Source organism: Streptomyces sp. NPDC056231 (assembly GCF_048270745.1).
GTDB lineage: Bacteria > Actinomycetota > Actinomycetes > Streptomycetales > Streptomycetaceae > Streptomyces.
Genome location: NZ_JBLVKW010000022.1, coordinates 39258 through 62666, shown reverse-complemented (window position 1 = coordinate 62666; position 23409 = coordinate 39258). Strand labels below are relative to the sequence as shown.

Here is a 23409-nt window from a genome sequence, read left to right as displayed (position 1 = left end):
ATCAGGAATTATCAAATCCGGTTGACCTCTTTCGCCCGCTGCCGTACTGAAGTGTCCGGATCCGCCCCCTGTCCGTAGCCGTCCGCCCCCAAGGACTCCGCTTGCGCCCCACATCCCGGCCGACCGCACTGGCCCTGCTGGTCTCGGCGGCCGTCACCGGCTCCTGCAGTCTGTGGGCGGTCCTCGCCGCTCCCGCTTCGGTCAGAACCCCGCTGTCCTGGGGGGCGGGCGCAGCCGCCCTGCTGCTGTCCGTCGCCGTGGCGACCGTCGTCCACGCGCGGGCCACCACACGCCTGCTGCGCGCGCACAACGCCGCCGAGACCCGGCGGTTCACCGCCGAGACGTCGCGGCTGGTGTCGTCGTCCGCGGCCGACGCCCAGCGGTTCACCGCGGAGACGGCCAGGATCAAGGCCGCGGCAGCGGCCGAGAACGCCCGGATCACCGAGCTGGCCGCCGCGGAGACCGCCCGGCTGGAGGACGAGGTCAAGCGGCTGGACGACCGACTGCGCGACGAGGTCGAGCGGCTGGGCGCGCGCGTGGCCCGCAGCGAGACCGAACGCTCCGCCGCGATCGCCGCCTGCGCCAACGCCGCCGGTCGGATGCAGGCGCTCGCCACCAGCATGCTCGCCGACCTGCGCGAGATGGAGCACCGGCACTCCGCCGAGGACGTCCTCGGCGATCTGCTGCACCTGGACCACCGCACCGCCCAGGCGGGCCGGCTGGCCGACTCCATCGCCGTGCTGACCGGCGCCCGCTCCGGGCGGCGCTGGGCGAAGCCGATCGTGATGGAGTCCATCCTGCGCGGCGCGATGGGCCGGATCAACGGCTATCAGCGGGTACGTCTCCACTCGACCAGCGACGTCGCGATCGCCGGTCACGCAGCCGAGGGCGTCATGCACGCGCTCGCCGAACTCCTCGACAACGCCGCCAACTTCTCGCCGCCCACCGCGGAAGTCCATGTGTACGTGGAGGAGGTGCCCGCCGGCATCGTCCTCACCGTCGAGGACAGCGGTCTGGTGATGAGCGACGTACAGCTGCGGCGCGCCGAGCGTGCGGTGTCTGCCACCAACCAGGACCTGGCCGGCCTGTCCGGCACCCGCCTCGGTCTCGCTGTCGTGGGCCGGCTGGCCCGTAAGCACGGTCTGACGGTGTCGTTCCGGCCGTCCGCGCGCGGCGGCACGGGCGCCCTGATGATGCTCCCGCAGGAACTGACCACCCGGACACCGGTGACCCCCCCGGCGCCCGCCCCGGTCGCGGAGCCGACGACGGAACCGGAGCCCGTCGACACCCCCGTCCCGGCCGCCCGGCCCGCCCCCGCGAACGCGGAGACCGGCTCCGGCTCCGCGTCCGAGACCACCGGCAGCCCCCTCCGGTTCGGCGAGAGCGGCCTCCCCAAGCGCACCCGGGGCCGTACCCTCGCCGCCGCCGAATCCCGTAACAACGCCAACGGCGCCATCCCCGGCGCCGCCGCGACTTCCCGGCCCCGTACTTCCGACCCCAAGGAACAGGCAGCCCGCTTCAGCAGCTTCCGCCAGGCAGTACGGCCCAATCCCCCGCACCCGGAAGGCAACACCCGATGACCGCGACCACCGACGAGAAACTCAACTGGCTGCTGGAGGGGCTCCTGGAACGCACCCCCGGCGCCCGGCACGCCCTCGTCCTGTCCAGGGACGGCCTCAAGCTCTGCCGCACCCCCGAGCTCTCCGTCGATCAGGCCGACCAGCTGGCCGCGATCTCGGCCGGCATCCAGAGCCTGTCGCACGGCGCCTCCGTCGAGTTCGGTGACGGCACCGGCGGCGTACGGTCCGCGATGGCCGAGTTCTACGGCGGCGTGCTGTTCATCGTCGAGGCGGGCGCGGGCGCCCATCTCGCGGTCGTCGCCTCGGAGGACTCCGACGTCGGCCTCATCGGCCACAACATGACCGAGCTCATCGAGCAGCTCGGCGAACACCTCAGCGCCCCTCCGCGCTCCTCCGCGACCTCCGAAGCCGCCGACGCGACCGCAGCCGTATGACCCGCCCCCGTCCCGGCCGGGACGACGACCCGGACCGGCTGTACACCCTCACCGGTGGCCGCAGCCGGTCCGATTCGGACGTGTTCGATCTGGTGACGCTGGTGGTCTCCGAATGCGAGCCGACCGCCGGCATGCAGTCGGAGCACGTCGCGATCCTGCGGATGTGCCAGAGCCCCACCGCGGTCGTCGAGATCGCGGCAGGCCTCAGGCTGCCCGTCAGCATCGTCCGGATCATGCTGTCCGATCTGCTGGACACCGGCCGGATCAGCGCCCGTCACCCCCGTACCGCCCGTGTCGCGGACCGGCTCCCCGACCCCGACATCCTGGAACAGGTGCTCGTTGGACTCCGCAACCTCTGACCGTGCCGCCCTGCAGGCGACGGCCGACAACGGACTGAAGATCGTCGTCGTCGGCGGCTTCGGGGTCGGCAAGACCACCATGGTCCGCTCCGTCAGCGAGATCCGTCCGCTGAACACGGAAGAGACCATGACCCGCGCGGGCGAGGCCGTCGACCACCTGGACGGTGTGCAGTCGAAGACGTCCACGACCGTCGCCTTCGACTTCGGCCGGATCTCCCTCGACGAACGCTCGGTGCTGTACCTCTTCGGCGCACCCGGTCAGGAACGCTTCTGGTTCCTGTGGGACCGGCTGTTCTCGGGCACGCTCGGCGCCGTCGTCCTCGTCGACACCCGTCGGCTCGCCGACTCCTGGTACGCGATCGACCGCCTGGAGCACCATGGCACGCCGTTCATCGTGGCGTGCAACGACTTCGGCGGCCCGCTCCACACCGAACAGCAGATACGTGAGGCGCTCGACCTCTCGGACGACGTGCCCCTGGTGGAGTGCGACGCCCGGGACCGCTCGTCCAGCAAGTACGTACTGATCACGCTGGTCGAGCACCTCCATGCCCTCGCGGTCGGCACAGCATCCACCCTTGGAGGCCAGAGATGACCCGTATCGCCCTCGACCCCTTCGTCGCCGATCTCGACGGCGAGAGCGCCCGGCTGCGCGCGGCGGGTCCCCTCGCCGAGGTGGAGCTGCCGGGCGGGGTGCACTGCTACGCGGTCACCCACCACGCCGAGGCACGCCAACTGCTCACCGACAGCCGGATCGTGAAGGACATCAACGTCTGGGGCGCCTGGCAGCGCGGCGAGATTCCCATGGACTGGCCGCTGATCGGCCTCGCCAACCCGGGCCGCTCCATGCTCACCGTGGACGGCGAGGACCACCGCCGGCTGCGCACGCTCGTCGCGCAGGCGCTGACCGTGAAGCGGGTGGAACGGCTGCGGGCCGGTATCGAGGCGCTGACCACGGCGAGCCTGGACCGGCTGGCGGCGCTGCCCCGGGGCGGGCAGGTCGACCTGAAGGCCGAGTTCGCGTACCCGCTGCCGATGAACGTGATCAGCGAGCTGATGGGTGTGGACGACGCCGACCACCCGCGGCTGAAAGAGCTGTTCGAGAAGTTCTTCTCGACGCAGACGCCGCCGGAGGAGGTCCCGCAGATGATGGCGGACCTCGGCACGCTCTTCACGAGGATCGTCGACTCCAAGCGGGAGAACCCGGGCGACGACCTGACGAGCGCCCTGATCGCGGCCTCCGAGGACGGCGACCACCTCACCGACGAGGAGATCGTCAACACCCTTCAGCTGATCATCGCAGCGGGCCACGAGACCACGATCAGCCTGATCGTGAACGCGGTCGTCGCGCTCCAGACCCACCCGGAGCAGCGCAAGCAGGTACTGAGCGGGGAGGTGCCGTGGGAGAACGTGATCGAGGAGACCCTGCGCTGGAACACGCCCACCTCCCACGTGCTGATCCGGTTCGCCACGGAGGATGTCGAGGTCGGTGACAAGGTGCTGCCGAAGGGCGAAGCGCTGATCGTCTCCTTCGGCGCGCTGGGCCGCGACGAGGCGCAGTACGGGCCGACCGCCGGTGACTTCGACATCACCCGCTCCCCCAACCGCCACATCGCCTTCGGCCACGGCCCGCACGTGTGCCCGGGCGCGGCGCTGTCCCGGCTGGAGGCGGGGGTGGCGCTGCCCGCGCTGTACGAGCGGTTCCCGGAACTGGAGCTCGCCGTCCCGGCGTCCGAGCTGCGGAACAAGCCGATCGTCACCCAGAACGACCTGTACGACCTGCCGGTCGAACTGGGCTGACCTCGCCATCCGGAGAGGTCCACACGCCGGAGCGGGTGTCTCATCCGACGGACACGGCGCTCGGCCGTGCCCGTGAGGCACTACGCTCCGGTTCGTGGCCGATATCCAGATTCCCGCTGACATCAAGCCCTCCGACGGACGCTTCGGCGCCGGTCCTTCCAAGGTGCGGACGGAGGCGCTCGACGCGCTGGCCGCCACCGGAACGTCTCTTCTCGGTACGTCCCACCGCCAGGCCCCGGTCAAGAACCTGGTCGGCTCGGTGCGTCAGGGTGTTCGCGACCTCTTCTCCCTCCCCGAGGGATACGAGGTGATCCTGGGCAACGGCGGCTCCACCGCCTTCTGGGACATCGCGACGCACGGTCTCATCGAGACGAAGTCCCAGCACCTCACCTTCGGTGAGTTCTCGTCGAAGTTCGCGAAGGCCGCCAAGCTCGCCCCGTGGCTGGCCGACCCGACCGTGATCGCCTCCGACCCGGGCACCCACCCGGACCCGCAGGCCGAGGAGGGCGTGGACGTCTACGCGTTCACGCACAACGAGACCTCGACGGGTGTCGCCGCGCCGGTCAAGCGCGTCGCGGGCGCCGACGAGGGCTCCCTGGTCCTGGTGGACGCCACCTCGGGCGCGGGCGGCCTGCCGGTCGACATCACCGAGTCGGACGTCTACTACTTCGCCCCGCAGAAGTCGTTCGCCTCCGACGGCGGCCTCTGGATCGGCGTGTTCTCCCCGGCCGCCCTGGAGCGCGCCGCGCGCATCCACGCGTCGGGCCGTCACATCCCGGAGTTCTTCAGCCTGCCCACGGCGATCGACAACTCCCTCAAGAACCAGACGTACAACACCCCGGCCCTGGCCACGCTCTTCCTCCTGAACGAGCAGCTGAACTGGCTGAACAGCCAGGGCGGCCTGGACTTCTCGGTCCGCCGCACGGCCACCTCGGCGCGGCACCTGTACGGCTGGGCGGAGGAGTCCAAGTACGCGACCCCGTTCGTCACCGACCCGGCGAAGCGCTCGCAGGTCATCGGCACGATCGACTTCTCGGACGAGATCGACGCCGCGGCCGTCGCCAAGGCGCTGCGCGCCAACGGGATCGTCGACACCGAGCCGTACCGCAAGCTGGGCCGCAACCAGCTGCGTGTCGCGATGTTCCCGGCGATCGACCCGGCGGACGTGCTGGCCCTGACAGCCTGCATCGACTACGTGATCGAGAAGCTGTAACGAGCAGCTCTACGCCTCCGAGGGCCCCCGGTACGAATCCGTGCCGGGGGCCCTCGCCGTTGCTCACCCAGCGGCCTCCGCCAGGACCGCCCGGAGCCGGCCGATCCCTTCCTTCCACGGCTCCTCGTGCCCGCCCTCGCTCCACAGCTCCAGCAGCTCGGACGGCTCGGTCACCACTCGGTCGAGGGCCTGAACGGCAAGGCCCCGCAGCTCCACGGGCAGCTCGGGGAGCGGCTCGTCCGGCCCGTACGCCGTCGTCACAGGCTCCCCGCCCGGGCACTGCGCGGCCACCAGCGCGGCCGCCGCCACGGCAACGACGGCGTCGTCGGAGTCCAGATAGTCCGTGGTCCCGACGACGGCCGTCAGCGCATCGCGGATCAGCTCAGCCCGCTTGTTCCGTGGGGCGTCGTCGAGATCCCCCGAGAAGTCCGCTGCGGTGTCGCTGTCGAAATGGCCGATGTCCCAGGTGCCCATGGCGCCCCCTTCTCCGATGGTCCGGCCATCCTCGCAACCACCACTGACAACAGGCCCGTCAGTGCCCGTTGTTACGGTCCTCCCATGACGAAGACCGTGCCGTACACCGGCGGCGAGAAGGAATCCCTGCACATCGCCCTCGACCGGCACCGCGACGCGGTGCTGTGGAAGCTCGACGGCCTGATCGACGGGGCGACGGGCACTCACCCGCAGAACACCTCCGCATAGGCCCGGCCGCCTCGTTCACTCGACCGAGTGGACGATCACCAAAGGGACATGTGGGGGGCGCCGTCCTACGATGATGCTCTCGACACCACCCACCAGGAGGCCCGCAATGTCTGCAGCAGCAGTCGAGCACCCCGGTGATGGTGAGCCGGAATCGCAGCTCGACGTGGCCAACAGGCTCATGGAGCAGCATCCGGGTTACCGCGTCGAGATCATCGGAGGCGTTATCACCGTGGCCCCGCCCCCGGACGGCCCGCATGCCCGGGCACTGACCAAGCTCATGCGCCCGTTCATCGCGGCAGGGCTCGATGACGGGGAGACGGAGGTCCTCCAGGGGGTCGGCTTGTGGCTTCCCGGAGGGCCTGAGGATTACGCGATCCCCGATCTCTCCATCGTCGACGCCGATCTCGACGAGCATGTGATCGAGAACAACTGCTACGACCCTGCTGTTTTCCGCCTCGTCCTTGAGGTCACCTCCAGTAACTACAACAACGATCTACGCGCCAAGGTCACCGCGTACGCCGAGGCCAAGATCCCGGTCTATGTGATCGTCAACCGCAAGCACGGCCGGGTCCACGTCCTGACCGAGCCCCTCGCCGACGGGTACGCCAGCCATCAGGTGTACGCCCCCGGCCAGCAGGCCACCCTCCCCGCCTCCATCGGCGCCGAGGTCACCCTTGATGTCGCGGACCTGCTCAAAACCGGGCAGCGCCAGAAGTGACGTCCGTGCGCCGCCACCGCCGCTCCCCGTCCTCCCACTCGTCGGTGGCCACGAGTCCCGCCGCCGCGGCCACCGCGGCGGACGCGGTGTGGTCGGGGTGGATGTGGGCGACGACCGTACGGACCGTCCCCCCGGCCAGCAGGTGCGCCACCAGCCCTGCCGCCGCTTCCTTCGCGTAGCCCAGGCCCTGCCACTCGGTGCCGACGACCCAGGCGATCTCGGCCCGGGGGCCCGCCACCGTGGCCTGGACCCAGCCCACGAGACGACTGTCGGCGCGTACCCGGAGTACCCAGTTCCACCAGTGTTCGGCAGGGTCGGGCGACCCGGCTTCCCAGCGGGTGTAACGGGCCCGGAGGGTGTCCAGGTCCTCCGGGGCGCCGCCCGTGTACGTGTGCAGGGCCGGGTCGGCGAGGACCGCCGCCATCTCGTCGGCGTGCGCGGCTCGCAGCGGCAGTGCGTCGAGCCGCTCGGTGGAGAAGGCCTCGGGCCCTTGATTCGTCACAGCGCCCGACCCTACGTGCGGCGCGCCAGGTCATGACTCCGGGCCCGGGGCGTGCACCGGCGGGTTCGGTCAGCCGCGCTTGCGGCGCCGGTTCATGAGGACGAGTGCGCCCACGGCGGCGAGCACCACCGCTCCGAGCAGCGTGCTGCCTTTCACCTCGCTGCCGTCCCCGCCCGTCCCGCCGGCGGCCGACGCACCGCCACCGTCCTTCGACGGCGACTTGGCGTCTCCGCCGTTCCTGTCCGCGCCTGCGATGTCCACCCGCACCACGTCGCTCCGGGCGCCCTCCGAGCCGAACATCAGCGCCGAGCCGTCCGGCGTGTACGTCACCGACTCGGCCTGCCGCTGGAGCGGTGCCTGGACCGCGTGGTCGGCGCCGAGCCTGCCGTCCTTGAAGGCGTAGCCACGGGCGCTGAAGTAGGACCGCAGCACCAGCTCCTTGCCGTCCGGCGAAAACGCCCCGTCCGTCACCCACGGCACCTCGCCGACCCGTCGGAACACATTGGTCCGTCCGGTGGAGAGCTCGGCGGGCCCTTCGTACAGTCCGCCGCCGTCCTCGTTCTTCGAGGCGATGTAGACCCGGCCGGTCTTCGGGTGGACCATCAGTGCCTCGGCGTTGCGCGCCCCGTCCGCGTACTTCACGTCGAACTGGGTCGCCCGGACCGTCGCGTCCTTCAGCACCTTCGGCTCCGGGAACCGGTAGATCCAGACGTGGTCCCAGCTGCCGTTCAGGTTGTCACCGATGTCACCGACGTACAGATTGCCGTCGGGCCCGAGTGAGATCGCCTCGACATCGCGCGGCCGCCCCACCCCCCGCATGGTGATCGTCGCGACGGTCTTCCCGGTGCGGGAATCGACGGCGTAGACGTACGGCCCGTCCCCGCTGTCGTTGTGCGTCCAGTAGATGCCCGGGTGGGCGCGGCTCGCGGCGAGGCCGCTGGACTCGGTGATCCGGGGGTCCTCGATCGTGAAGCTGCGGTCGGCGGACCCGTCGTCGGCCGTGGCCGGGGCAGCTGCCGCCCCGGTGAGGACGAGCAGCGCGGCGGCACCGGTGGCTGTCAGATACGAACGCATGGACCAAGTGTCCATCGTCACGTCGCAGCTCCGCGCGTTGATCCGCCATGATGGCGCCATGCGTTTTCTGTTCGTCGGCGATTCCATGACCATCGGCCGCGCCGGCGACTTCACCTGGCGCTACCGCATGTGGCAGCACCTCGAAGCGGCTTTCGACGGTCCGTACGAGATCGTCGGTCCCCGGACCGAGCTGTACGACACCGCCACGAACACCCCGGTCTCCTACGCGTACGGCGCCCCGGATTTCCCCGCCCGGGCCCGCCGCCATCTGGCGGGCTGGGGCGAGGGATGGCTGCACATGGCCCCGGTGATCGCGGACACGGTCACCGCGACGCGTGCCGACGTGCTGCTCGTCTCGCTCGGCCTGATAGATCTCGGCTTCTACACGGACAGCGGGCAGACCGCCGACAACGCCCGCGCGTTCGTCGCGGCCGCCCGCACCGCGAACCCGCATATCAGAACCGTGCTCCTGCCGGTCATCCCGAACATACGGGCCGAGTCGGACGCTCCGTTCGCCGCCGAGTGCGACCGCTTCAACGAGCTCCTCGCGAAGGCGGTCGCCGACCTCGACGAGCCGATGTCACCGATCCTGCTGGCGTCGCGCCCGCCCGGGTACGACATCCACACGGACACATACGACGGCACGCACCCCGGCCCGACCGGCGAGCAGAAACTGGCTGCGACGTTCGCCGACGCGATGCACCAGGCGTGGGGCATCGGCGGGCCGTACGCGGGCGGCCGCGCGGAAGCGTGACGCCCGGCCGTCCCGGTGCCCTCACTTTTTGCCGAGGTGGCGGGTCAGCGGCATGAACTTTCGGCGCAGGTCCCTCAGCCGTGACCCGACCCCGGTCAGGACAGCGGCGAACTCATCAGCGGCCCCCGCATCCGCTTTCGTGCCGTCTCCCATTGCCCCATTGCTCTGCGGTACTTGAGCGCGTGGAGGGTCAGGGTGAACCGAGCATCGTCAGGGAGAGCCGCGTGAGCTCTTCGGTCAGCCAGTCGGGCGTGACCTGACGGGGGCGGCGGGCGTGGTGGGCGAGGAGTTCCTCGACCGAGTGGGTCATCACCGTGACCGCGACCCGCTGGTCACCGTCACCCACCTCACCCCGCTCGGCGGCACGTTCGGCCTCACAGGTCAGAAACTCGGACCACATCTTCCGCCACATCGCCAGATGGTCGTCGACGGTGCGGCTCACGCCCAGCGTCTCGACGAACGCCACCCGCGCAGCCCGCGGATCGGCGGTGACCCCGCGCACATAGGCGGCGAAGAGGCGACGGAACCGTTCCTCCGTCGCACACTCCTCCATGTCGTCGGAGAGCATCGCCTCCTCGGACGCGCGCAGTCCGCTGGTCGCCACCTCGTCGTACAGCGCGATCAACAGCGCCTCCCGCGAGGTGAACTGCTGATGGAACGCGCGAATCGGCACGCGCGCCTCGGCGCAGAGCTGTTCGATGGTCGTGTGCGCGTAGCCGTATGCGGCGAACAGGTCCCGCCCGGCCCGCAGGAGCCGGCCACGCCACTGCGCCCGGTCCTCGGCGGACTCGGTCATCCCTGTTCCGCGGCTCACCACGGCATTCACCACAAGTCCTCCTTCGTCGGCCCGGAGTAGCTGCCATTGTCCTCGCTCCGCCCCGGCGGCGGCGGATCCGCCACACCCCTGGGCAGCGGCGCGTCGCCGGACGACGGCATCTGTCGTCGTGGATCCATGGCCTGTCCCGAAACCGGCGGTGACGACATCGACGCCGCCGAGGCGTTCATGAAGCCGGTGGGCAGCTCGGTGTACGACGCCTACGAGGCGTTCTTCGTGTCAGTGCTCGACCGGGTGCCAGGGGGCGCCCGGTCGGGTGGAACGCGCGTCGGCGGCAAGCCGTAGGGCGTACACCGGCTGGTCGCTGCCGGGGACGGGGCCGAGGTAGGTGTGGCCGGTCATGTGGCACCAGGCGGGCAGGTCGAGCGGGGCGGCCGGGTCGGTGGCGATGACGTGCACGACCGTGTCCGGCTCGGCGGCGTCGATCTGCTTGCGCAGCCGGAGCAGGAGGGTGACGCAGAGCAGGCCGGTGCCGTCGACGGTGAGGTCCGCCGCGGGTATCTCGCCGGCGGTCATCGGGGCGCCGTCTGCGTGACGCGCCACAGGCGACGGGGCAGGTCACCCTCCTCGAAGGCGTGGACCTCGTCCAGGGTCCAGCCGTCGGCGAGCGAGTCGACCAGACCGTGGGAGAAGAAGTGCACGGCAAAGCCACCGTGTTCATAGATGTCGTCGCCATGGGCGGTGCCGACGCCGTAGTGGGCGTCGCCGGTGTGGCGGACGGTGTAGACGAAGTGTCCGCCGGGGCGCAGGACGCGGCGGACCTCACCGACGAGGGCGTGGATCTCCTTGGTGGACAGGGCCATGCACAGCAGCATGTGCGCGAAGACCGCGTCCACCGAGGCGTCCGGCAGGGGGAGCGGATCGCGTACGTCGTGCGTCGTGGTCGTCACCCGCCGGCCCACGCCCTGGGCGTGGGCCGCGTCCCGCAGCTGTTCCAGGCCGGTCGGGCTGAAGTCGGTGGCGTGGACGGTGAAGCCCTCGCGGGCGAAGTACAGGGCGTCCCGGCCGTGCCCGGCACCGAGCTCCAGGACGTCTTTCGCTCCGGCCGCGCGGAACCGTCCGGCGGCATGGACGGCGGGTGCCGAGGGCTGTGCGCCATACATGCCCGGGTGGTCGGTGTACGTGTTCTGCCAGTGCCGCCGCTGTGCGTCGGCCAGGTCCTGCTCGCTGTCCGCCACGTGCTCGCTCTCCTCGTACGCCGGCCGGTGCCGCCGCCAGCCTAAAGGGCGCAGGTCAGGGCCTGCCGCAGCTGGTCGGGCCCGGGGAGCCCGGTCAGGCCGTCGGGTGTTTTGTATACCCGGCAGGCGAGCCCCGGCGCGCGGCCGGGCTCGGCGAACGGGTCGCGACCGTCGATCAGGAAGGTGGGCGACCCTGTGAACGCGGCCGCCTCGGCCGTGGACTGGTCGGCGATCACTCGCGTCGAGAAGGCGGTGTCGTGCAGGCCGACGTCATCGAGCACCCGACGCAGGAGGTTGGCCGCCGGACCGGTGTTCGGACAGTCCGGCACAACCAGGATCTCAATGTTCATGCCTTCAGGATCGCCCATGCCCCATGAAATCGCGGCCATGGGAATCGTGATCCGCGGCAAGCTCCGGTCACCCACCGCTCAGACACTCGCCGCCTTCACCCGGACTCGCCGCGAGGGCGGCAACCCGTTCACGCCAGGGGACGTTCGGGGGCCGGGCCCCGACGGCTGCCTGACGGGCGAGCCAGAACTGCCGCGCGTCCGCCCCGCGACACGGACCGCAGTGCGTCTCCTCCCCCACGGGCCGGAACACGTGATCGTCACCGGGCCCCTCGCAGACCACCAGCTCGGCCACACGCGGCGCGGGCCGGGCCTCGACGGTGAGTGGCGGTACCGCCTCCGGGAGCTTCTGCACGAGACGGTGCCGCAAGAACCCCACTGCGGATCGCACCCCGCTCTCGGGCAGCCCACTGGTCAGCGCCCGCCGCAGATCAGCAGCCGTGACTCCGCGCCGCAACCACTCGGCGGCGGCCTCCGCGAGACCTCGCGCCTCCCGCGCCCCCAGATGCAGCTCCCGGTGCGCATGCCGCAACGAGAGCAACACCCGTTCGCCCTCGGCCACTTCCGACGCGGATTCAGCTTCGGATTCGGCTTCGGTGGGTGGGTGGGATGAGTTCTTCCCCAGTTCTTCCTCTACCGGTGTATAGCCACCGGCCACCCGACCCCTCGGCTGACCGACCGTCCGTTTCTGCGCAGTCGGTGACACCTCGACACCCCGCCCGTCCCGGAGCTCGGCCGCCGCCGCACTCGTGACCGGGGAGTTGGCGAAGAGCTGTACGGTCACCCATCGCCCCCGGTCGTTCTGCTGATGCCACTCGTGCAGGAACCCGTCCTCGATCAGCATCTTCTTGGCCCGCTGATAGGCCCGCCCCGTGATCCCCAGCTGCCGCGCATGCTCGCTGAGCGGCTTGTCGGCCAGACCCTCGGGGAGCCCCTGCACGTACAGGAGCAGAATCTTCGCGTCACTGTTCAGACGCGGATGACGCACCACGTCGTGCGAAGCCTTCGTGAAGCGCCGAGACGGCGCGATAGCATGCCAAAGCATCCCGGTGGACCTCAGTATCCACTCGTGGTGAAGGCCTCCGGATTGGTGTTGGTAGCACCGCCGGGGGCCGCCCCGTATGCGGCTGCATACAGAGCGTGATGACGACGTCACCGTACCGCACCCGGCTCCCGCTGCACCACGCAAACGGACATTGCACCCGGCAACGCGCCTGCCGCGAGGTCCTTTTCAGGAGACCTCCGCCTCATCCGTCAGCACAGCCACCGTCAGTTTGTGCAGCAACTCCGCATTCACGAACGGCGTCTCGGGCGTGGGCAGGGAGCGCCAGTCGAGCGGCCAGGTCAGCCCGTGCAGCGCGGGCACCCCGACGAACGCCGCCGCCCGCCCGTCCCGGCTCATCGCCTCCGCACCGGCCGGCCAGCGGTAGGCGCGCGTGGTCTGCGGCGGCAACAGGAAATACATGGTCCGCGCCCCGATCCGCGAGCGCACGATGGGACCTGCCCGGAAGTCGGTGAACTGCATCAGCTCGTAGGCGACTTGCTCGCCCCCCATTCCAGTGATCCGTACGGCGTCGAAGTGGATGCCCGCATGCCGAAGGGCGTGCCCGCTCGCAGGCACCCACGAGGGCACCGGGTCCAGTGAACTTTTCCGTTCCATACGGAAAGCGTCGCGCCCCACACGTACCGTGACCAGGGACACAAGGCGTCTGTGCACTGTTGTGCACTCGGGAGGTGAGTTGTGCACTCCGGTGGCCAAGAGGGCGGCAACGCCCAGATGTTCGGGACGCTATTGCGCTTCTTCCGGGAGCGGGCGGAGCTGTCGCAGGAGGCCCTGGGGCTGAAGATCGGCTTCTCGAAGTCGCAGGTGGCGATGGTGGAACGGGGGCAGCGGCCGCCGAAGGGGAATTTCATCGCGCGGGCGGACGAGGCGCTGGGTGCACAGGGTGCACTGAACGCAGCGGGAGCCGAGTTGGTGTCCAGCCATTTGGCTTCGTGGTTCGAGCCGTTCGCCGACGAGGAAGCCACGGCATCCGCCAGGCATGAGTACGAGACGCATGTGGTGCCTGGGCTCCTTCAGATCGAGGAGTACGCTCACACCGTCCTCAGCCACACCTACCCATCCGTTGATGATGAAGAAATCGAGGGTCGGGTCGCGGCCCGTCTCAAGCGCCAGAGTCTCTTCACACGCAGGCCGACACCGGACATCGGATTCGTCCTGGAGCTAAGTGCTCTCACCAAGCCCCTCGGGGGCCGTCATGTGCGTAAGAGGCAGCTGCGCCACATCCTCGACGTCGCCCAACTCCGCAACGTACAGCTGCAGGTGATGGCACCGGACCGCCAGACCCACGTCGGTCTCGATGGTCCTTTCGTCCTGCTGGAGACGGAGGAACGACGTCAGCTCGCCTACATCGAAGGGCAGGGCGGCAGCTTCTTCATCAGTGAACAGCCAGCTCTGGGGAACCTGTTCGGGAAGTATGGCATTCTGCGGGCGCAGGCTCTCAGCCCCGAAGAGTCCATCAAACTGATCGAACAGGTGGCAGAGGAACGATGAGCACCGGACTCAGCTGGGTCAAGAGCAGTTACAGCGGCAACGACAGCGGCAACTGTGTCGAGGTCGCCGCCTGCCCCCACACCGTCCACGTCCGCGACTCCAAGGACCTCACCGTCCCCGCCCTCACCCTCTCCCCCGCCGCCTGGACCGCCTTCCTCGGGTACGCCGGCGAGGGCGGCGCCTGACCGGCTGATGGGCAGCTCCCGGGCGTATCCCGTCTACCGCAGCAGCGACCCGCTCGACGTGTACGCACAATCGCAGCGGCTGTGCGCTCTCCTCGACTCGCGGGACGCCGGTGCGCACGTGGGCGCGGAACTGCGGACGGTGGCGGACGTGCAGCGCATGGTGAAGCTGCTGCCGGACATGTCCTACGACCCGGACCGGGCGCTCACGGACCCGGTCACCGGCGACTGCCTCTTCTTCACGGGGCGGACGCTGCCTGTGGATCCCGTCGAGTTGGAATCCTTGCTGCCGTTGTTGCTGAATGATGAGTTCGTGAGCGGAGGCGTCGAGGCGTCAGTCGAGGCGTCATTCGTGCGTGCTCTGGGCAAGGGACCGGCGACGGTCGGCTGGACGGGCCGGTGGCCGGACGACCCCGCGCTCGGGTCATTCGGAAGCCCGAAGTACGACGGTGTCCAGGCCGTGTTCAACAGCGACGACAGCGACTGGGAACGGTGGGCCGACACCCACACCGTCTTCGTACATGTGACGAAGTTCGGCGACCTCGACCGGGCTCAGTGGCTGGCCGCGCAGATCGGCGGCGAAGTACTGGGCGAGGCCGTGTTGGGCTGGTGAGCGTGCGCGTCGCCGTGGCCGAGAGGCGGCAGCCCTATGGGCCGCCTCTCGCACCGGCTCCGTAGGGTGTCGGCATGTCCAACGAGCCCCCGCTGATCCAGAGTCTGCGTACCGCTGTTGCCGCGGCGCCCACCGACGTACCGCTTCGGCTGCATCTCGCCGAGTTGTTGCTCGGTGAGGGGCTGAACGATGCCGCCGTCGCCGAGGCTGCCGTCGCGCTTCAGCATGCGCCCGGCGACGCCGGTGCGCGGGCGCTCATGGTCCGGGCGATGGGCATGCCCGCTCCTGCCCCGGAAGCACCCAAGGCACCGGACGCACCCAAGGCCCCCCAAGCGCCCGACGGGCCGTCGGCACCCGCAGCACCGACCGGGTTCGACTGGCGTGCCGCCGAGGACGAGATCAGGGGCGCCGTGCCGCCGCGCTTCGTCACGTCCGGGACTCCCGAGACGCCCGTCCCCGTGGACGGCCAGGGCGATCCCGGGCCTGCCGCCACCTGGGAGGTCGACACCCCCGGTTCCGTGACGCTTGCCGACGTCGGCGGCATGCACGAGATCAAAGAGCGCCTCGAAGCCGCGTTCCTCGCCCCCATGCGCAACCCCGAACTGGGCAGGCTGTACGGGAAGAGCCTGCGCGGCGGGCTGTTGATGTACGGGCCGCCCGGGTGCGGGAAGACGTTCATCGCGCGGGCCGTCGCGGGTGAGCTCGGGGCGAGCTTCATGTCCGTGTCGATCAACGACGTGCTCGACATGTGGATGGGCAACTCCGAGCGCAACATGCACGAGGTCTTCGAGACCGCCCGCCGTCAGGCGCCGTGCGTGCTGTTCCTCGACGAGGTGGACGCGCTGGGCGCCAAGCGGAGCCGTATGCACCACGGCGGGATGCGCAACACCGTCAACCAGCTGCTCACCGAGCTCGACGGCGTCGACGGGGCCAACGAGGGCGTGTTCGTGCTCGCCGCGACCAACGTCCCCTGGGACGTGGACATCGCGCTGCGGCGTCCCGGCCGGCTCGACCGCACCCTGCTCGTCCTGCCACCGGACGCACCCGCACGCGAGGCGATCCTCCGCTACCACCTGCGTGACCGGCCGATCGAATCCGTCGACCTGGGCAAGCTGGTCAAGGTCACCGAGGATCTGTCCGGCGCCGATCTGGCGCATCTCTGCGAGTCCGCGTCCGAGCGGGCGTTGCTCGACTCGACCCGCACCGGCACGGTCCGGATGATCAATATGAAGGACCTGCTGGCCGCCGCGAAGGAGGTCCGGCCGTCCACCGACCCCTGGTTCGCCTCGGCGCGCAATGTGGCGATGTTCGCCAATGAGGGCGGCATGTATGACGAGTTGCTCGCCTATCTGAAGAGGAAGCGCAAGCTGTGAGCGCCACGGGACAGGACCTCACCGAGCAGGCGTCCGCGCTGCTCTCGCTCGACCGGGTCGACGAAGCGAAGGCGCTGCTGGCGCAGCGGCTGGCCCAGGACCCCGAGGACGTCCACGCGTGGGCGAAGCTGGCCCGCTGCCATCTGCGGGTCAAGGAGTACGACAAGGTCATCGAGGCGACCGGGGCGGCGCTGGAGATCAACCCGGAGCACGTCGACGCGCTGATCGTACGGACCTACGGGATGCGCCGGACGGGGCGCCCCGACGAGTCCCTCGCGGCGGCGCAGGAGGCGGTGCGGCTGGCCCCGCACATGTGGCAGTCGTACGTCGCGCTCTCCGAGGCGCTCGGCGCCTGGCAGCCGCGCTGGCCCGAGGTGCTGCAGGCGGCGCAGGAAGCGGTGCGGCTGGGCCCGGAGGAGACCGGGGCGTACTACGCGCTGTGGAAGGCCGCCCTGCTCAATGGCCGGAGCGACCTCGTCGAGCTGGGTGTGCGCGAGACCCTGCGGATCGACCCCACCGATGCGTGGGCGTTGCGCGAGCACGCGGACAGGCAGGCCGCAAAGCCCGGGGTGAAGCCGAAGCAGCGCGCCGAGGTGTACGCGTCGGCGCTGGCTGCCGACCCGGGCTCGGCGGGGCTGCGGCTGGGACTGGACCGGGCGGTGTTCCAGATGCTGCGCGGCACCCGGTGGCTCGCCGTGCTGAGCCTGCTGATGGCGGGCGTGGCGATCAACCTGTTCCCGTCCGACGGGGACGCTCCCGACCTGCCGCTGCCGCTCGGCAGGCGGCTCTACGTGCTGGCGTTGATCGGGGTGGTCTGGGCGTTCGGCGCGTGGCGGCGCTACCGGAAGCTGCGTGCGGGGGTGCAGTTGAGTGTGCGGTCGCTGGTGCGGCGGATGTTCTGGGCGCGGCTGGTACTGGTGCAGGCGGTGCTGGGGACGTTGTGTGCGGTGGCCATCGCGACGGTGCCGTGGACGGACCGGGGCGTTCCGCAGGTGATCTTCTGGGTGGGGCTCGCCCCGACGCTGCTGACGATCTGGTTCGACCGGCCGCGCACGCGGTAGGAGCCCTGGCCGGTTGCCGGTGCCCGTCGTACGGCGCGGTCAGCGGGCGAGCCGGCCGAGGAGCGAACCGGCGGCGACGATGCCGACGCACGCGGCGAGACCGAGTACCGCGAAGTCGAGGCCGAGGTGGGCCGGCGTACCGATGAGCAGTCCGCGCAGGGCGTCGACCTCGTAACTCAGCGGGTTCACCCGGCTGATCACCTGGAGCCAGCCGGGCATCAACGCGACCGGGTAGAGCGCGTTGGAGGCGAAGAACAGCGGCATGGTGATGGCCTGGCCGATGCCCATCAGCCGGTCGCGGGTGAGGACGATCCCGGCGATCGACATCGACAGGCAGGAGAAGAACGCCGACGCGAGAACGACCACCACGACCACGCCCAGCAGCCGCAGCGGGTTCCAGGCCATGCCGACGCCGAGCGCCGCGGCGATCACGATGACGACCGCCGCCTGGATCACGGCTTTCACCCCGGCGGCGAATGCCTTGCCGGTCACCAGTGCGGTCCTGGGCGTCGGCGTGACCATGAGTTTGGTGAGAACGCCGGAGTCCCGCTCCCAGATGATCATGATGCCGTAGAAGATCGCGATGAACATGGCGGACTGGGCGATGATCCCGGGTGCCAGGAAGTCGAGATACGGGACGCCGCCGGTGGGGATGGCGTGGATACGGGAGAACGTCTGGCCGAAGATCAGCAGCCAGAGCGCGGGCTGGACGGCGCGGGTGTAGATCTCGGTGCGGTCGTGGCGCAGCTTCTGCAGTTCGACGGCGCACATCGCCGCGACCCGCGCGGGAACGACGCGCCAGCCCGTGCGGGCGGGCGGCGGCTCCAGGAGGAGGGCGAAGCGGCCGTCGGGCGAGCCGGGTTCAGCCGCGGCGGGATGCGGTGCGACGGGTACGGCGGACATCGTTGAAGGCTCCCTTCTCTCCGGGAGAACCGGGGTCGCCCAGGCCGCTTCCGGAGTGGTACCGGAAGACGTCCTCCAGGGTCGGTGGCGACGGAGCCGTATCACCGGACTCCTCGCGGTGCGCGACCAGTTCGCTCTTGAGCTCGGCGGGTGTGCCGAGCGCGCGCAGGCTGCCCAGATGCATCAGGGCGAGCCGGTCGCAGCGCTGGTCCGCCTCGTCCATGGAGTGGGTGGTGACCAGCACCGTCATCCCGGTGCCGACGCGGATTTCGTTGATGCGGTCCCAGACACTGTCGCGGGCGATCGGGTCCAGACCGATGGTGGGCTCGTCCAGGATCATCAGGCGGGGTGCGCTGACCAGCGCCTGAGCGAGTTCGAGGCGGCGCACCATGCCACCGGAGTACGTGCCGGCGAGCCGGTGCGCCTCGGACCCCAGCCCGACCGCGTCGAGCGCCTGCCCGACACGGGCCGCGCGCTGCCGGCGGGGCACGTCGAAGACGCGGGCGAAAAGGGCGACGTTCTCCCGGCCGGTGAGACTGGCGTCGGCCGACAGCTGCTGCGGTACGTAACCGAGCAGACGCCGTACGGCCATCTTCTGCCGGGCCGCGTCGTGGCCGAACACATCAATGACGCCGGGGGGTACAGGCAGCAGCGTGGTGATGGCACGCAGGGTGGTGGTCTTGCCCGCGCCGTTGGGCCCGAGAAGTCCGAAGACCTCGCCGGGGCGGACGAGCAGGTCCAGGCCGTCGACGGCTTTCGAGGTGCCGAAGGAGTAGGTCAGACCGGTGCAGCGGAGGGCGGGAGTCATAGGGTCTCCTCTCCTTCGCGCAGTGACTCGGCGAGTCTGCGCAGTGACGGGAGCGCGGCGGTCAGCGCGGCCCGGTCGACGGCGTCGAGCTTCGCCACGTGTTCGCGGAAGAGCGCGTCACGCCGGGCCCGCCAGTCGCGCAGCCGGCCGACGCCCGCCGGGGTCGGGTGGAGGAGCGCGGCCCGCCCGTCGCCGGGATCCGGCTCCCGCCGCAACAGGCCTTCCGCGACCAGATGGTTGACCAGTGTGGAGACGGAGTTGGGCGCGAGGCAGAGTTCGCGCGCGGCCGCCGAGACCCGGATTCCGGGCCGGGCGGCAACCAGCCGCAGCAGTTCCGCGTGCGCTCCGCGCAGCCGGGGCGTGGGCAGACCGCCCCACAGCCGCCGCCGGGCGAGCCGCTGGATGCGGAGCAGAAGTCCGGCGAGTTCATCGGGGAGATCACCCGCCACCACTTGCCCATTTTACCTCTGTTTGCGATGTATTACGTGGCAGAGCCCCGGCGAAGAGGGCCACCGCCGGGCGGTGCGTCAACGGGCCGGGGCGCGGCCACGCCCCCTGCTACGGCAGGACGGCGAAGTCCACTTCGGACGCGGGCAGCACGCGAATGCTCCGCCCGGGGAAGTCGATATGCCGGTAGATCTCGTTGTGGTGCGCGATCGACCGGTCCGGCGAGGCGTACTCGCCGGCGTCGGGCCGGACGGAGGTGGTGTGCCCGTCGGCCACCAGCACCACGTCGTACCGGTGGCTCAGCGCCTGCCGCGCCGTGGTGTCCACGCAGATCTCGGTCGCGAACCCGGTGACGACCACCTCGGTGACCCCCAGCGTCTTGAGGGTCTTGTCGAGAGCGGTGTCCAGGAAGCTGTCCGCGCTGGTCTTGTGCACGACCTCCTCGTCGGCGGCGGGCGCGAGTTCGGGCACGATCCGCCAGCCCTCGGTGCCGGCCTCCAGCCCTTCGCCGCGGTGCTGAATCGTCACGATCGGTACGCCCGCGGCCTTGGCGCGTTCGCGGAGCCCGGCGATCGCGGCGACGGTCTCGGCGGCCCGGTGCGCGATGGCCACCAGGGTGTTCTGCATGTCGATGACGAGGAGCGCGGAGGTATGCGGCATGGGTTCACGCTAGTGCTGCGACGTGATCCCGAAGAAAGAGGCCGCGTCACGCAGCCCCTCCCGCCGTCACCTCACCCCTCCGGGAACCGCTCCCCGCACCGGCTGCAGAACACCGGCGCCGGGTCCGGCGAGAGGCGGCCGCACTCGGGGCAGACCCGGTCCAGCATGCAGGGCCCCTCGCCGCCTTCGTGCGCAACCGACGCGCGGACCGACGGCTTGATGGTCAGACCCGGGCGGCGGCGGTGGACGGTCAGGTACGCAAGCCCGTCCGGGCCCGCCGCGAGGGCACGGCGGGAGGTGCGGGGAAGCCAGACGGCCGTGGTGGGAGTCAGCTCCAGCGTCTCCGTGCCCGTGCCCGTGCGTGCGAGGACCCGGCCGCTGCCCGCGATGACGACGAGAAGGACGTCGAGGATGTCCTCCTGATGCTCACCGACCTCGGCGCCGGGCGGCAGACGCACCAGATTGGCGTCCAACTCACGCCCCTGTTCAGCCAGTTGCCACAGGGCGCCGCGCTCCTCCGGGCCCGCTTCGGTGAGCAGTTCGTCGAGTACGGCCAGGATCCGGGCGGTGAAATTCACGGCAGCCAGGTTACGCCCCGCCATAGCCTGACCCCTTTGCGCCGAACCGGAGGGACGCCGCCATGGACCGTGAACCCGACGACAAGTATCCGCCGATCGAACCGTACGAGCACGGGATGCTCGACGTCGGCGACGGCAACCTCGTGTACTGGGAGGTCTGCGGCAATCCGGACGGGAAGCCCGCGCTCGTCGTCCACGGGGGCCCAGGGTCGGGGTGCGGTGCGTGGGCGCGGCAGTATTTCGACCCGGACCGGTACCGGGTCGTCCTCTTCGACCAGCGGGGCTGCGGCCGGTCGACCCCGCACGCGAGCGACCCCGCCGCCGACATGCGGTACAACACGACGGGCCACCTGATCGCCGACATGGAGCGGCTGCGCGTCCGGCTGGGGATCGACACGTGGCTGCTGTACGGCGGGTCCTGGGGTTCGACGCTGATCCTGGCGTACGCCGAGGAACATCCGGACCGGGTCTCCGAGATCGTGATCCCGGCCGTCACCACGACCCGGCGCAGCGAGATCGACTGGCTGTACCGGGGCGCCGGGCAGATCTTCCCGGAAGCATGGGACCTGTTCCGGGCCGGGGTGCCTGAGGCCGAGGGCAAGACGACCCCGGACGTCCTCGCCGCGTACGCCCGGCGGATGGAGAGCCCGGACGCGGAAGTACGCGCGAGGGCGACGGCGGACTGGTGCGCCTGGGAGGACGCGGTGCTCTCCCACGAGACGTACGCGGGACCGCCCCCGTACAGCGGCAGGCCGGGCAGGGCGCAGCAGGCCCTGGTGCGGATCTGCTCGCACTACTTCTCCAACGGAGCCCGGCTGGAGGAGGGGCAGTTGATCCGGAACGCCGGGCGGCTGGCCGGGATCCCCGGGGTGCTGGTGCACGGCCGGCTCGACCTGGGCGGGCCGCTGATCACCGCCTGGGAGCTGGCCCGGGCTTGGCCGGACGCAGAGCTGACCGTGATCGACGGGTCGGGACATCTGGGCGGCGCGGCGACCAGCCGGACGGTGCTGGCGGCACTGGACCGGTTCGCGTCGCGCTAGGTCCTCTTCTTTCGGATCAGGCCGGGCGCGCGGGGGGCGGCACGCACATCTACGGCGGGCCGCCCCACCGTGCACGCAGTTGCAGCGGAACGCGGGCCGCGTTGTTCACTTATGAGCGCAGGAGCGATTTTGCAATCATCTATTGACATGCATATGTAACGCGCGTCACAGTCGTCCCGCCAGTGATCCCGACCACGTCGAATCTGGAGTCCTTCATGTCTGAAGTCCCCGCAGTCTCGCGGCGATCGGTTCTCGGAGGGGCGGTGGCCACGGGCGCGATCGCCGTCGGCTTCGGAGCCGCCGGGTCCGCCCCCGCGCTCGCCGCGCCGGGCGCTTCCGGTTCGGTCACGGCCTCCGAGCCGCGCCGCATCGCCGGCCAGACCTCCATGATCAACGTGCCGTACAAGGTGCACCAGACCGTCCGGGTCGCCGTCATCGGCCTCGGCAACCGCGGCAACGGCATGGCCTCGGGCTGGGCCGCCGTGCCCGGCTGCCAGGTCACCGCCGTCTGCGACATCCGCCCGGACCGCGCCAAGCGCGTCGCTGACAACCTGGTCAAGGCGGGCAAGCCGCGCCCCGCCGAGTTCGGCGGCTCCGCCGACTCGTACGCCGAGATGCTCAAGCGGGACGACATCGACCTCGTCTACATCGCCACGCCCTGGGAGTTCCACTACCCGCAGGGCAAGGCCGCGCTGCTGGCCGGCAAGCACGTCATCGTCGAACTCCCCATCGCCACCCAGCTCGAGGAGCTGTGGGACCTGGTCGACACCTGCGAGCAGACCCGACGGCACCTGATGCTCGCCGAGAACTGCTCGTACGGCCGCAACGAGCTGGCCATGCTCAAGATGGCGCACGAAGGCGTGTTCGGCGACGTCACGAACGGCCACGGCGGTTACCTGCACGACCTGCGTGCGCTGCTGTTCTCGGACACGTACTACACGGACTCCTGGCGCCGCCTGTGGCACACCCGCAGCACCGCCTCCTTCTACTCGATGCACGGTCTGGGCCCGATCGCCGCGGCGATGGACATCAACCGCGGCGACCGGATGACCACGCTGCGCGCCACCGCGACCGCCCCGAAGGGCCTCGCCGACTACCGCGAGCGCTTCGTCCCCAAGGGCCACCCGTCGTGGAACGAGACCTACATCAACGGCGACCTCGTCACCTGCATGATCGAGACCGCCAACGGCCGGACGATCCGCGCCGAGCACAATGTGAGCGAGCCCCGCCCGTACAGCCGCATCAACAGCCTCGCCGGCAGCCGCGGCATCTTCGAGGACTACGCCGGAAACTCCTCCACCGGCGCCCGGGTCTACTTCGAGCCCGACCACGGCGACGACGCCTGGCGGGACTTCGGGTCGTACCGCAAGGAGTTCGACCACTGGCTCTGGAAGAAGATCGGCGACGACGCTGCGAACAACGGCGGCCATGGCGGCATGGACTACGTCCTGCAGTGGCGCACCGTGCAGCTGATGCGCGCGGGCCTCGTGCCCGACATCGACGTGTACGACTCGGCGGCCTGGTGCGCGTCGGTGCCGCTGAGCGTCATGTCCCTGGAGAAGAAGGGCAAGCCGGTAGCGATCCCGGACTTCACCCGGGGCGCGTGGGTGAACCTCCGTCTCGGCCTCGACTCGCGCATGATCGAGATGCCGCCCGTGTGATTCCGGCCCACGTCCAGCCCTGTCCGCTGAACCCTG

General features: G+C 70.3%; 30 protein-coding genes. 16 read left to right on the top strand and 14 right to left on the bottom strand.

Annotated features, from left to right (window positions below; translation table 11 throughout):
• Positions 1–101 precede the first annotated feature (101 nt).
• The 6 genes from ACNPQM_RS19070 (at position 102) to serC (ending at position 5383) form a co-directional block, all read left to right on the top strand.
• Positions 102–1580 (top strand): ATP-binding protein, encoded by a 1479-nt coding sequence (locus tag ACNPQM_RS19070; protein ID WP_418084932.1) that lies wholly within the window; start codon positions 102–104, stop codon positions 1578–1580.
• Positions 1577–2014: a roadblock/LC7 domain-containing protein gene (locus ACNPQM_RS19065; RefSeq protein ID WP_358856753.1), complete on the top strand. Its 438-nt coding sequence runs from the start codon at positions 1577–1579 to the stop codon at positions 2012–2014. The genes ACNPQM_RS19070 and ACNPQM_RS19065 overlap by 4 nt, the downstream gene beginning before the upstream one ends.
• On the top strand, positions 2011–2373 hold the full coding sequence (locus tag ACNPQM_RS19060; protein WP_418084931.1) for a DUF742 domain-containing protein: 363 nt from the start codon (positions 2011–2013) through the stop codon (positions 2371–2373). The genes ACNPQM_RS19065 and ACNPQM_RS19060 overlap by 4 nt, the downstream gene beginning before the upstream one ends.
• Positions 2354–2965 carry a GTP-binding protein gene (locus ACNPQM_RS19055; RefSeq protein WP_358856751.1) on the top strand — a complete coding sequence of 204 codons (612 nt, stop codon included), beginning with the start codon at positions 2354–2356 and terminating at the stop codon, positions 2963–2965. The genes ACNPQM_RS19060 and ACNPQM_RS19055 overlap by 20 nt, the downstream gene beginning before the upstream one ends.
• Positions 2962–4170, top strand: a complete 1209-nt coding sequence (locus ACNPQM_RS19050) for a cytochrome P450 family protein (RefSeq protein ID WP_418084930.1) — start codon at positions 2962–2964, stop codon at positions 4168–4170. Before ACNPQM_RS19055 ends, ACNPQM_RS19050 begins: the two co-directional genes overlap by 4 nt.
• Before the next feature lie 94 nt (positions 4171–4264).
• Positions 4265–5383, top strand: coding sequence for a phosphoserine transaminase (gene serC / locus ACNPQM_RS19045; protein WP_358856749.1), 1119 nt, complete (start codon positions 4265–4267; stop codon positions 5381–5383).
• Between the two features lie 63 nt (positions 5384–5446).
• Here serC and ACNPQM_RS19040 read toward each other — a convergent pair whose 3' ends face one another.
• Entirely contained in the window at positions 5447–5857 is a 411-nt protein-coding gene (locus tag ACNPQM_RS19040) for a DUF4259 domain-containing protein (protein WP_358856748.1), read from the bottom strand.
• An 84-nt stretch (positions 5858–5941) separates the two neighbouring features.
• On the opposite strand from ACNPQM_RS19040, the gene ACNPQM_RS19035 reads away from it, so the two are divergent.
• Both ACNPQM_RS19035 and ACNPQM_RS19030 read left to right on the top strand, forming a co-directional pair.
• A complete protein-coding gene (locus ACNPQM_RS19035; protein WP_418084965.1) occupies positions 5942–6085 on the top strand; it encodes a hypothetical protein in 144 nt (47 codons plus the stop codon).
• Positions 6086–6191: 106 nt separating this feature from the next.
• The gene (locus ACNPQM_RS19030; RefSeq protein ID WP_418084929.1) at positions 6192–6803 is read left to right on the top strand and encodes a Uma2 family endonuclease; all 612 of its coding nucleotides are present in this window, start codon (positions 6192–6194) and stop codon (positions 6801–6803) included.
• Here ACNPQM_RS19030 and ACNPQM_RS19025 read toward each other — a convergent pair.
• Together ACNPQM_RS19025 and ACNPQM_RS19020 are read right to left on the bottom strand one after the other, a co-directional pair.
• The gene (locus ACNPQM_RS19025; protein ID WP_418084928.1) at positions 6778–7305 is read right to left on the bottom strand and encodes a GNAT family N-acetyltransferase; all 528 of its coding nucleotides are present in this window, start codon (positions 7303–7305) and stop codon (positions 6778–6780) included. The two genes, ACNPQM_RS19030 and ACNPQM_RS19025, sit on opposite strands and share 26 nt — an antisense overlap.
• A gap of 69 nt (positions 7306–7374) precedes the next feature.
• Complete coding sequence (locus ACNPQM_RS19020) at positions 7375–8379, bottom strand: WD40 repeat domain-containing protein (RefSeq protein ID WP_418084927.1); 1005 nt, start codon at positions 8377–8379, stop codon at positions 7375–7377.
• A gap of 58 nt (positions 8380–8437) precedes the next feature.
• On the opposite strand from ACNPQM_RS19020, the gene ACNPQM_RS19015 reads away from it, so the two are divergent.
• The gene (locus ACNPQM_RS19015; protein WP_358856744.1) at positions 8438–9133 is read left to right on the top strand and encodes a GDSL-type esterase/lipase family protein; all 696 of its coding nucleotides are present in this window, start codon (positions 8438–8440) and stop codon (positions 9131–9133) included.
• Positions 9134–9323: 190 nt separating this feature from the next.
• On the opposite strand, the gene ACNPQM_RS19010 is transcribed toward ACNPQM_RS19015, so the two are convergent.
• The 6 genes from ACNPQM_RS19010 to ACNPQM_RS18985 form a co-directional block, all read right to left on the bottom strand.
• On the bottom strand, positions 9324–9962 hold the full coding sequence (locus ACNPQM_RS19010; RefSeq protein WP_418084926.1) for a TetR/AcrR family transcriptional regulator: 639 nt from the start codon (positions 9960–9962) through the stop codon (positions 9324–9326).
• Between the two features lie 225 nt (positions 9963–10187).
• Entirely contained in the window at positions 10188–10484 is a 297-nt protein-coding gene (locus ACNPQM_RS19005; protein ID WP_418084925.1) for a sulfurtransferase TusA family protein, read from the bottom strand.
• Positions 10481–11146, bottom strand: coding sequence for a class I SAM-dependent methyltransferase (locus tag ACNPQM_RS19000; protein WP_418084924.1), 666 nt, complete (start codon positions 11144–11146; stop codon positions 10481–10483). Before ACNPQM_RS19000 ends, ACNPQM_RS19005 begins: the two co-directional genes overlap by 4 nt.
• A 41-nt stretch (positions 11147–11187) precedes the next feature.
• On the bottom strand, positions 11188–11496 hold the full coding sequence (locus tag ACNPQM_RS18995; protein WP_418084923.1) for a hypothetical protein: 309 nt from the start codon (positions 11494–11496) through the stop codon (positions 11188–11190).
• A 67-nt stretch (positions 11497–11563) separates the two neighbouring features.
• Positions 11564–12538, bottom strand: coding sequence for a hypothetical protein (locus tag ACNPQM_RS18990; RefSeq protein WP_418084922.1), 975 nt, complete (start codon positions 12536–12538; stop codon positions 11564–11566).
• Positions 12539–12724: 186 nt separating this feature from the next.
• Entirely contained in the window at positions 12725–13153 is a 429-nt protein-coding gene (locus ACNPQM_RS18985) for a hypothetical protein (protein WP_418084921.1), read from the bottom strand.
• A gap of 81 nt (positions 13154–13234) precedes the next feature.
• On the opposite strand from ACNPQM_RS18985, the gene ACNPQM_RS18980 reads away from it, so the two are divergent.
• The 5 genes from ACNPQM_RS18980 to ACNPQM_RS18960 all read left to right on the top strand — a co-directional run bounded on the left by ACNPQM_RS18980 (position 13235) and on the right by ACNPQM_RS18960 (position 17276).
• Positions 13235–14047, top strand: a complete 813-nt coding sequence (locus ACNPQM_RS18980; protein WP_418084920.1) for a helix-turn-helix domain-containing protein — start codon at positions 13235–13237, stop codon at positions 14045–14047.
• Positions 14044–14232 carry a DUF397 domain-containing protein gene (locus tag ACNPQM_RS18975; RefSeq protein WP_418084919.1) on the top strand — a complete coding sequence of 63 codons (189 nt, stop codon included), beginning with the start codon at positions 14044–14046 and terminating at the stop codon, positions 14230–14232. The genes ACNPQM_RS18980 and ACNPQM_RS18975 overlap by 4 nt, the downstream gene beginning before the upstream one ends.
• Before the next feature lie 7 nt (positions 14233–14239).
• Entirely contained in the window at positions 14240–14842 is a 603-nt protein-coding gene (locus ACNPQM_RS18970; protein ID WP_418084918.1) for a hypothetical protein, read from the top strand.
• Positions 14843–14916: 74 nt separating this feature from the next.
• Entirely contained in the window at positions 14917–16215 is a 1299-nt protein-coding gene (locus ACNPQM_RS18965) for an ATP-binding protein (protein WP_418084917.1), read from the top strand.
• Positions 16212–17276 (top strand): tetratricopeptide repeat protein, encoded by a 1065-nt coding sequence (locus ACNPQM_RS18960; RefSeq protein ID WP_418084916.1) that lies wholly within the window; start codon positions 16212–16214, stop codon positions 17274–17276. Before ACNPQM_RS18965 ends, ACNPQM_RS18960 begins: the two co-directional genes overlap by 4 nt.
• 39 nt (positions 17277–17315) lie before the next feature.
• Here ACNPQM_RS18960 and ACNPQM_RS18955 read toward each other — a convergent pair whose 3' ends face one another.
• The 5 genes from ACNPQM_RS18955 to ACNPQM_RS18935 all read right to left on the bottom strand — a co-directional run bounded on the left by ACNPQM_RS18955 (position 17316) and on the right by ACNPQM_RS18935 (position 20672).
• Positions 17316–18179, bottom strand: a complete 864-nt coding sequence (locus ACNPQM_RS18955; protein ID WP_358856729.1) for an ABC transporter permease — start codon at positions 18177–18179, stop codon at positions 17316–17318.
• The gene (locus tag ACNPQM_RS18950) at positions 18139–18987 is read right to left on the bottom strand and encodes an ABC transporter ATP-binding protein (protein ID WP_418084915.1); all 849 of its coding nucleotides are present in this window, start codon (positions 18985–18987) and stop codon (positions 18139–18141) included. The genes ACNPQM_RS18955 and ACNPQM_RS18950 overlap by 41 nt, the downstream gene beginning before the upstream one ends.
• Entirely contained in the window at positions 18984–19439 is a 456-nt protein-coding gene (locus ACNPQM_RS18945; RefSeq protein WP_358856727.1) for a MarR family winged helix-turn-helix transcriptional regulator, read from the bottom strand. The genes ACNPQM_RS18950 and ACNPQM_RS18945 overlap by 4 nt, the downstream gene beginning before the upstream one ends.
• A gap of 106 nt (positions 19440–19545) precedes the next feature.
• The gene (locus ACNPQM_RS18940) at positions 19546–20094 is read right to left on the bottom strand and encodes a cysteine hydrolase family protein (RefSeq protein ID WP_418084914.1); all 549 of its coding nucleotides are present in this window, start codon (positions 20092–20094) and stop codon (positions 19546–19548) included.
• 71 nt (positions 20095–20165) lie between these two features.
• Positions 20166–20672 (bottom strand): hypothetical protein, encoded by a 507-nt coding sequence (locus ACNPQM_RS18935; protein ID WP_358856725.1) that lies wholly within the window; start codon positions 20670–20672, stop codon positions 20166–20168.
• A gap of 62 nt (positions 20673–20734) precedes the next feature.
• Here ACNPQM_RS18935 and pip point away from each other — a divergent pair, with 62 nt between their 5' ends.
• The gene (gene pip / locus ACNPQM_RS18930; RefSeq protein ID WP_418084913.1) at positions 20735–21712 is read left to right on the top strand and encodes a prolyl aminopeptidase; all 978 of its coding nucleotides are present in this window, start codon (positions 20735–20737) and stop codon (positions 21710–21712) included.
• A gap of 215 nt (positions 21713–21927) precedes the next feature.
• Positions 21928–23373, top strand: coding sequence for a Gfo/Idh/MocA family protein (locus ACNPQM_RS18925; protein ID WP_418084912.1), 1446 nt, complete (start codon positions 21928–21930; stop codon positions 23371–23373).
• The last annotated feature ends 36 nt before the right edge of the window (positions 23374–23409 follow it).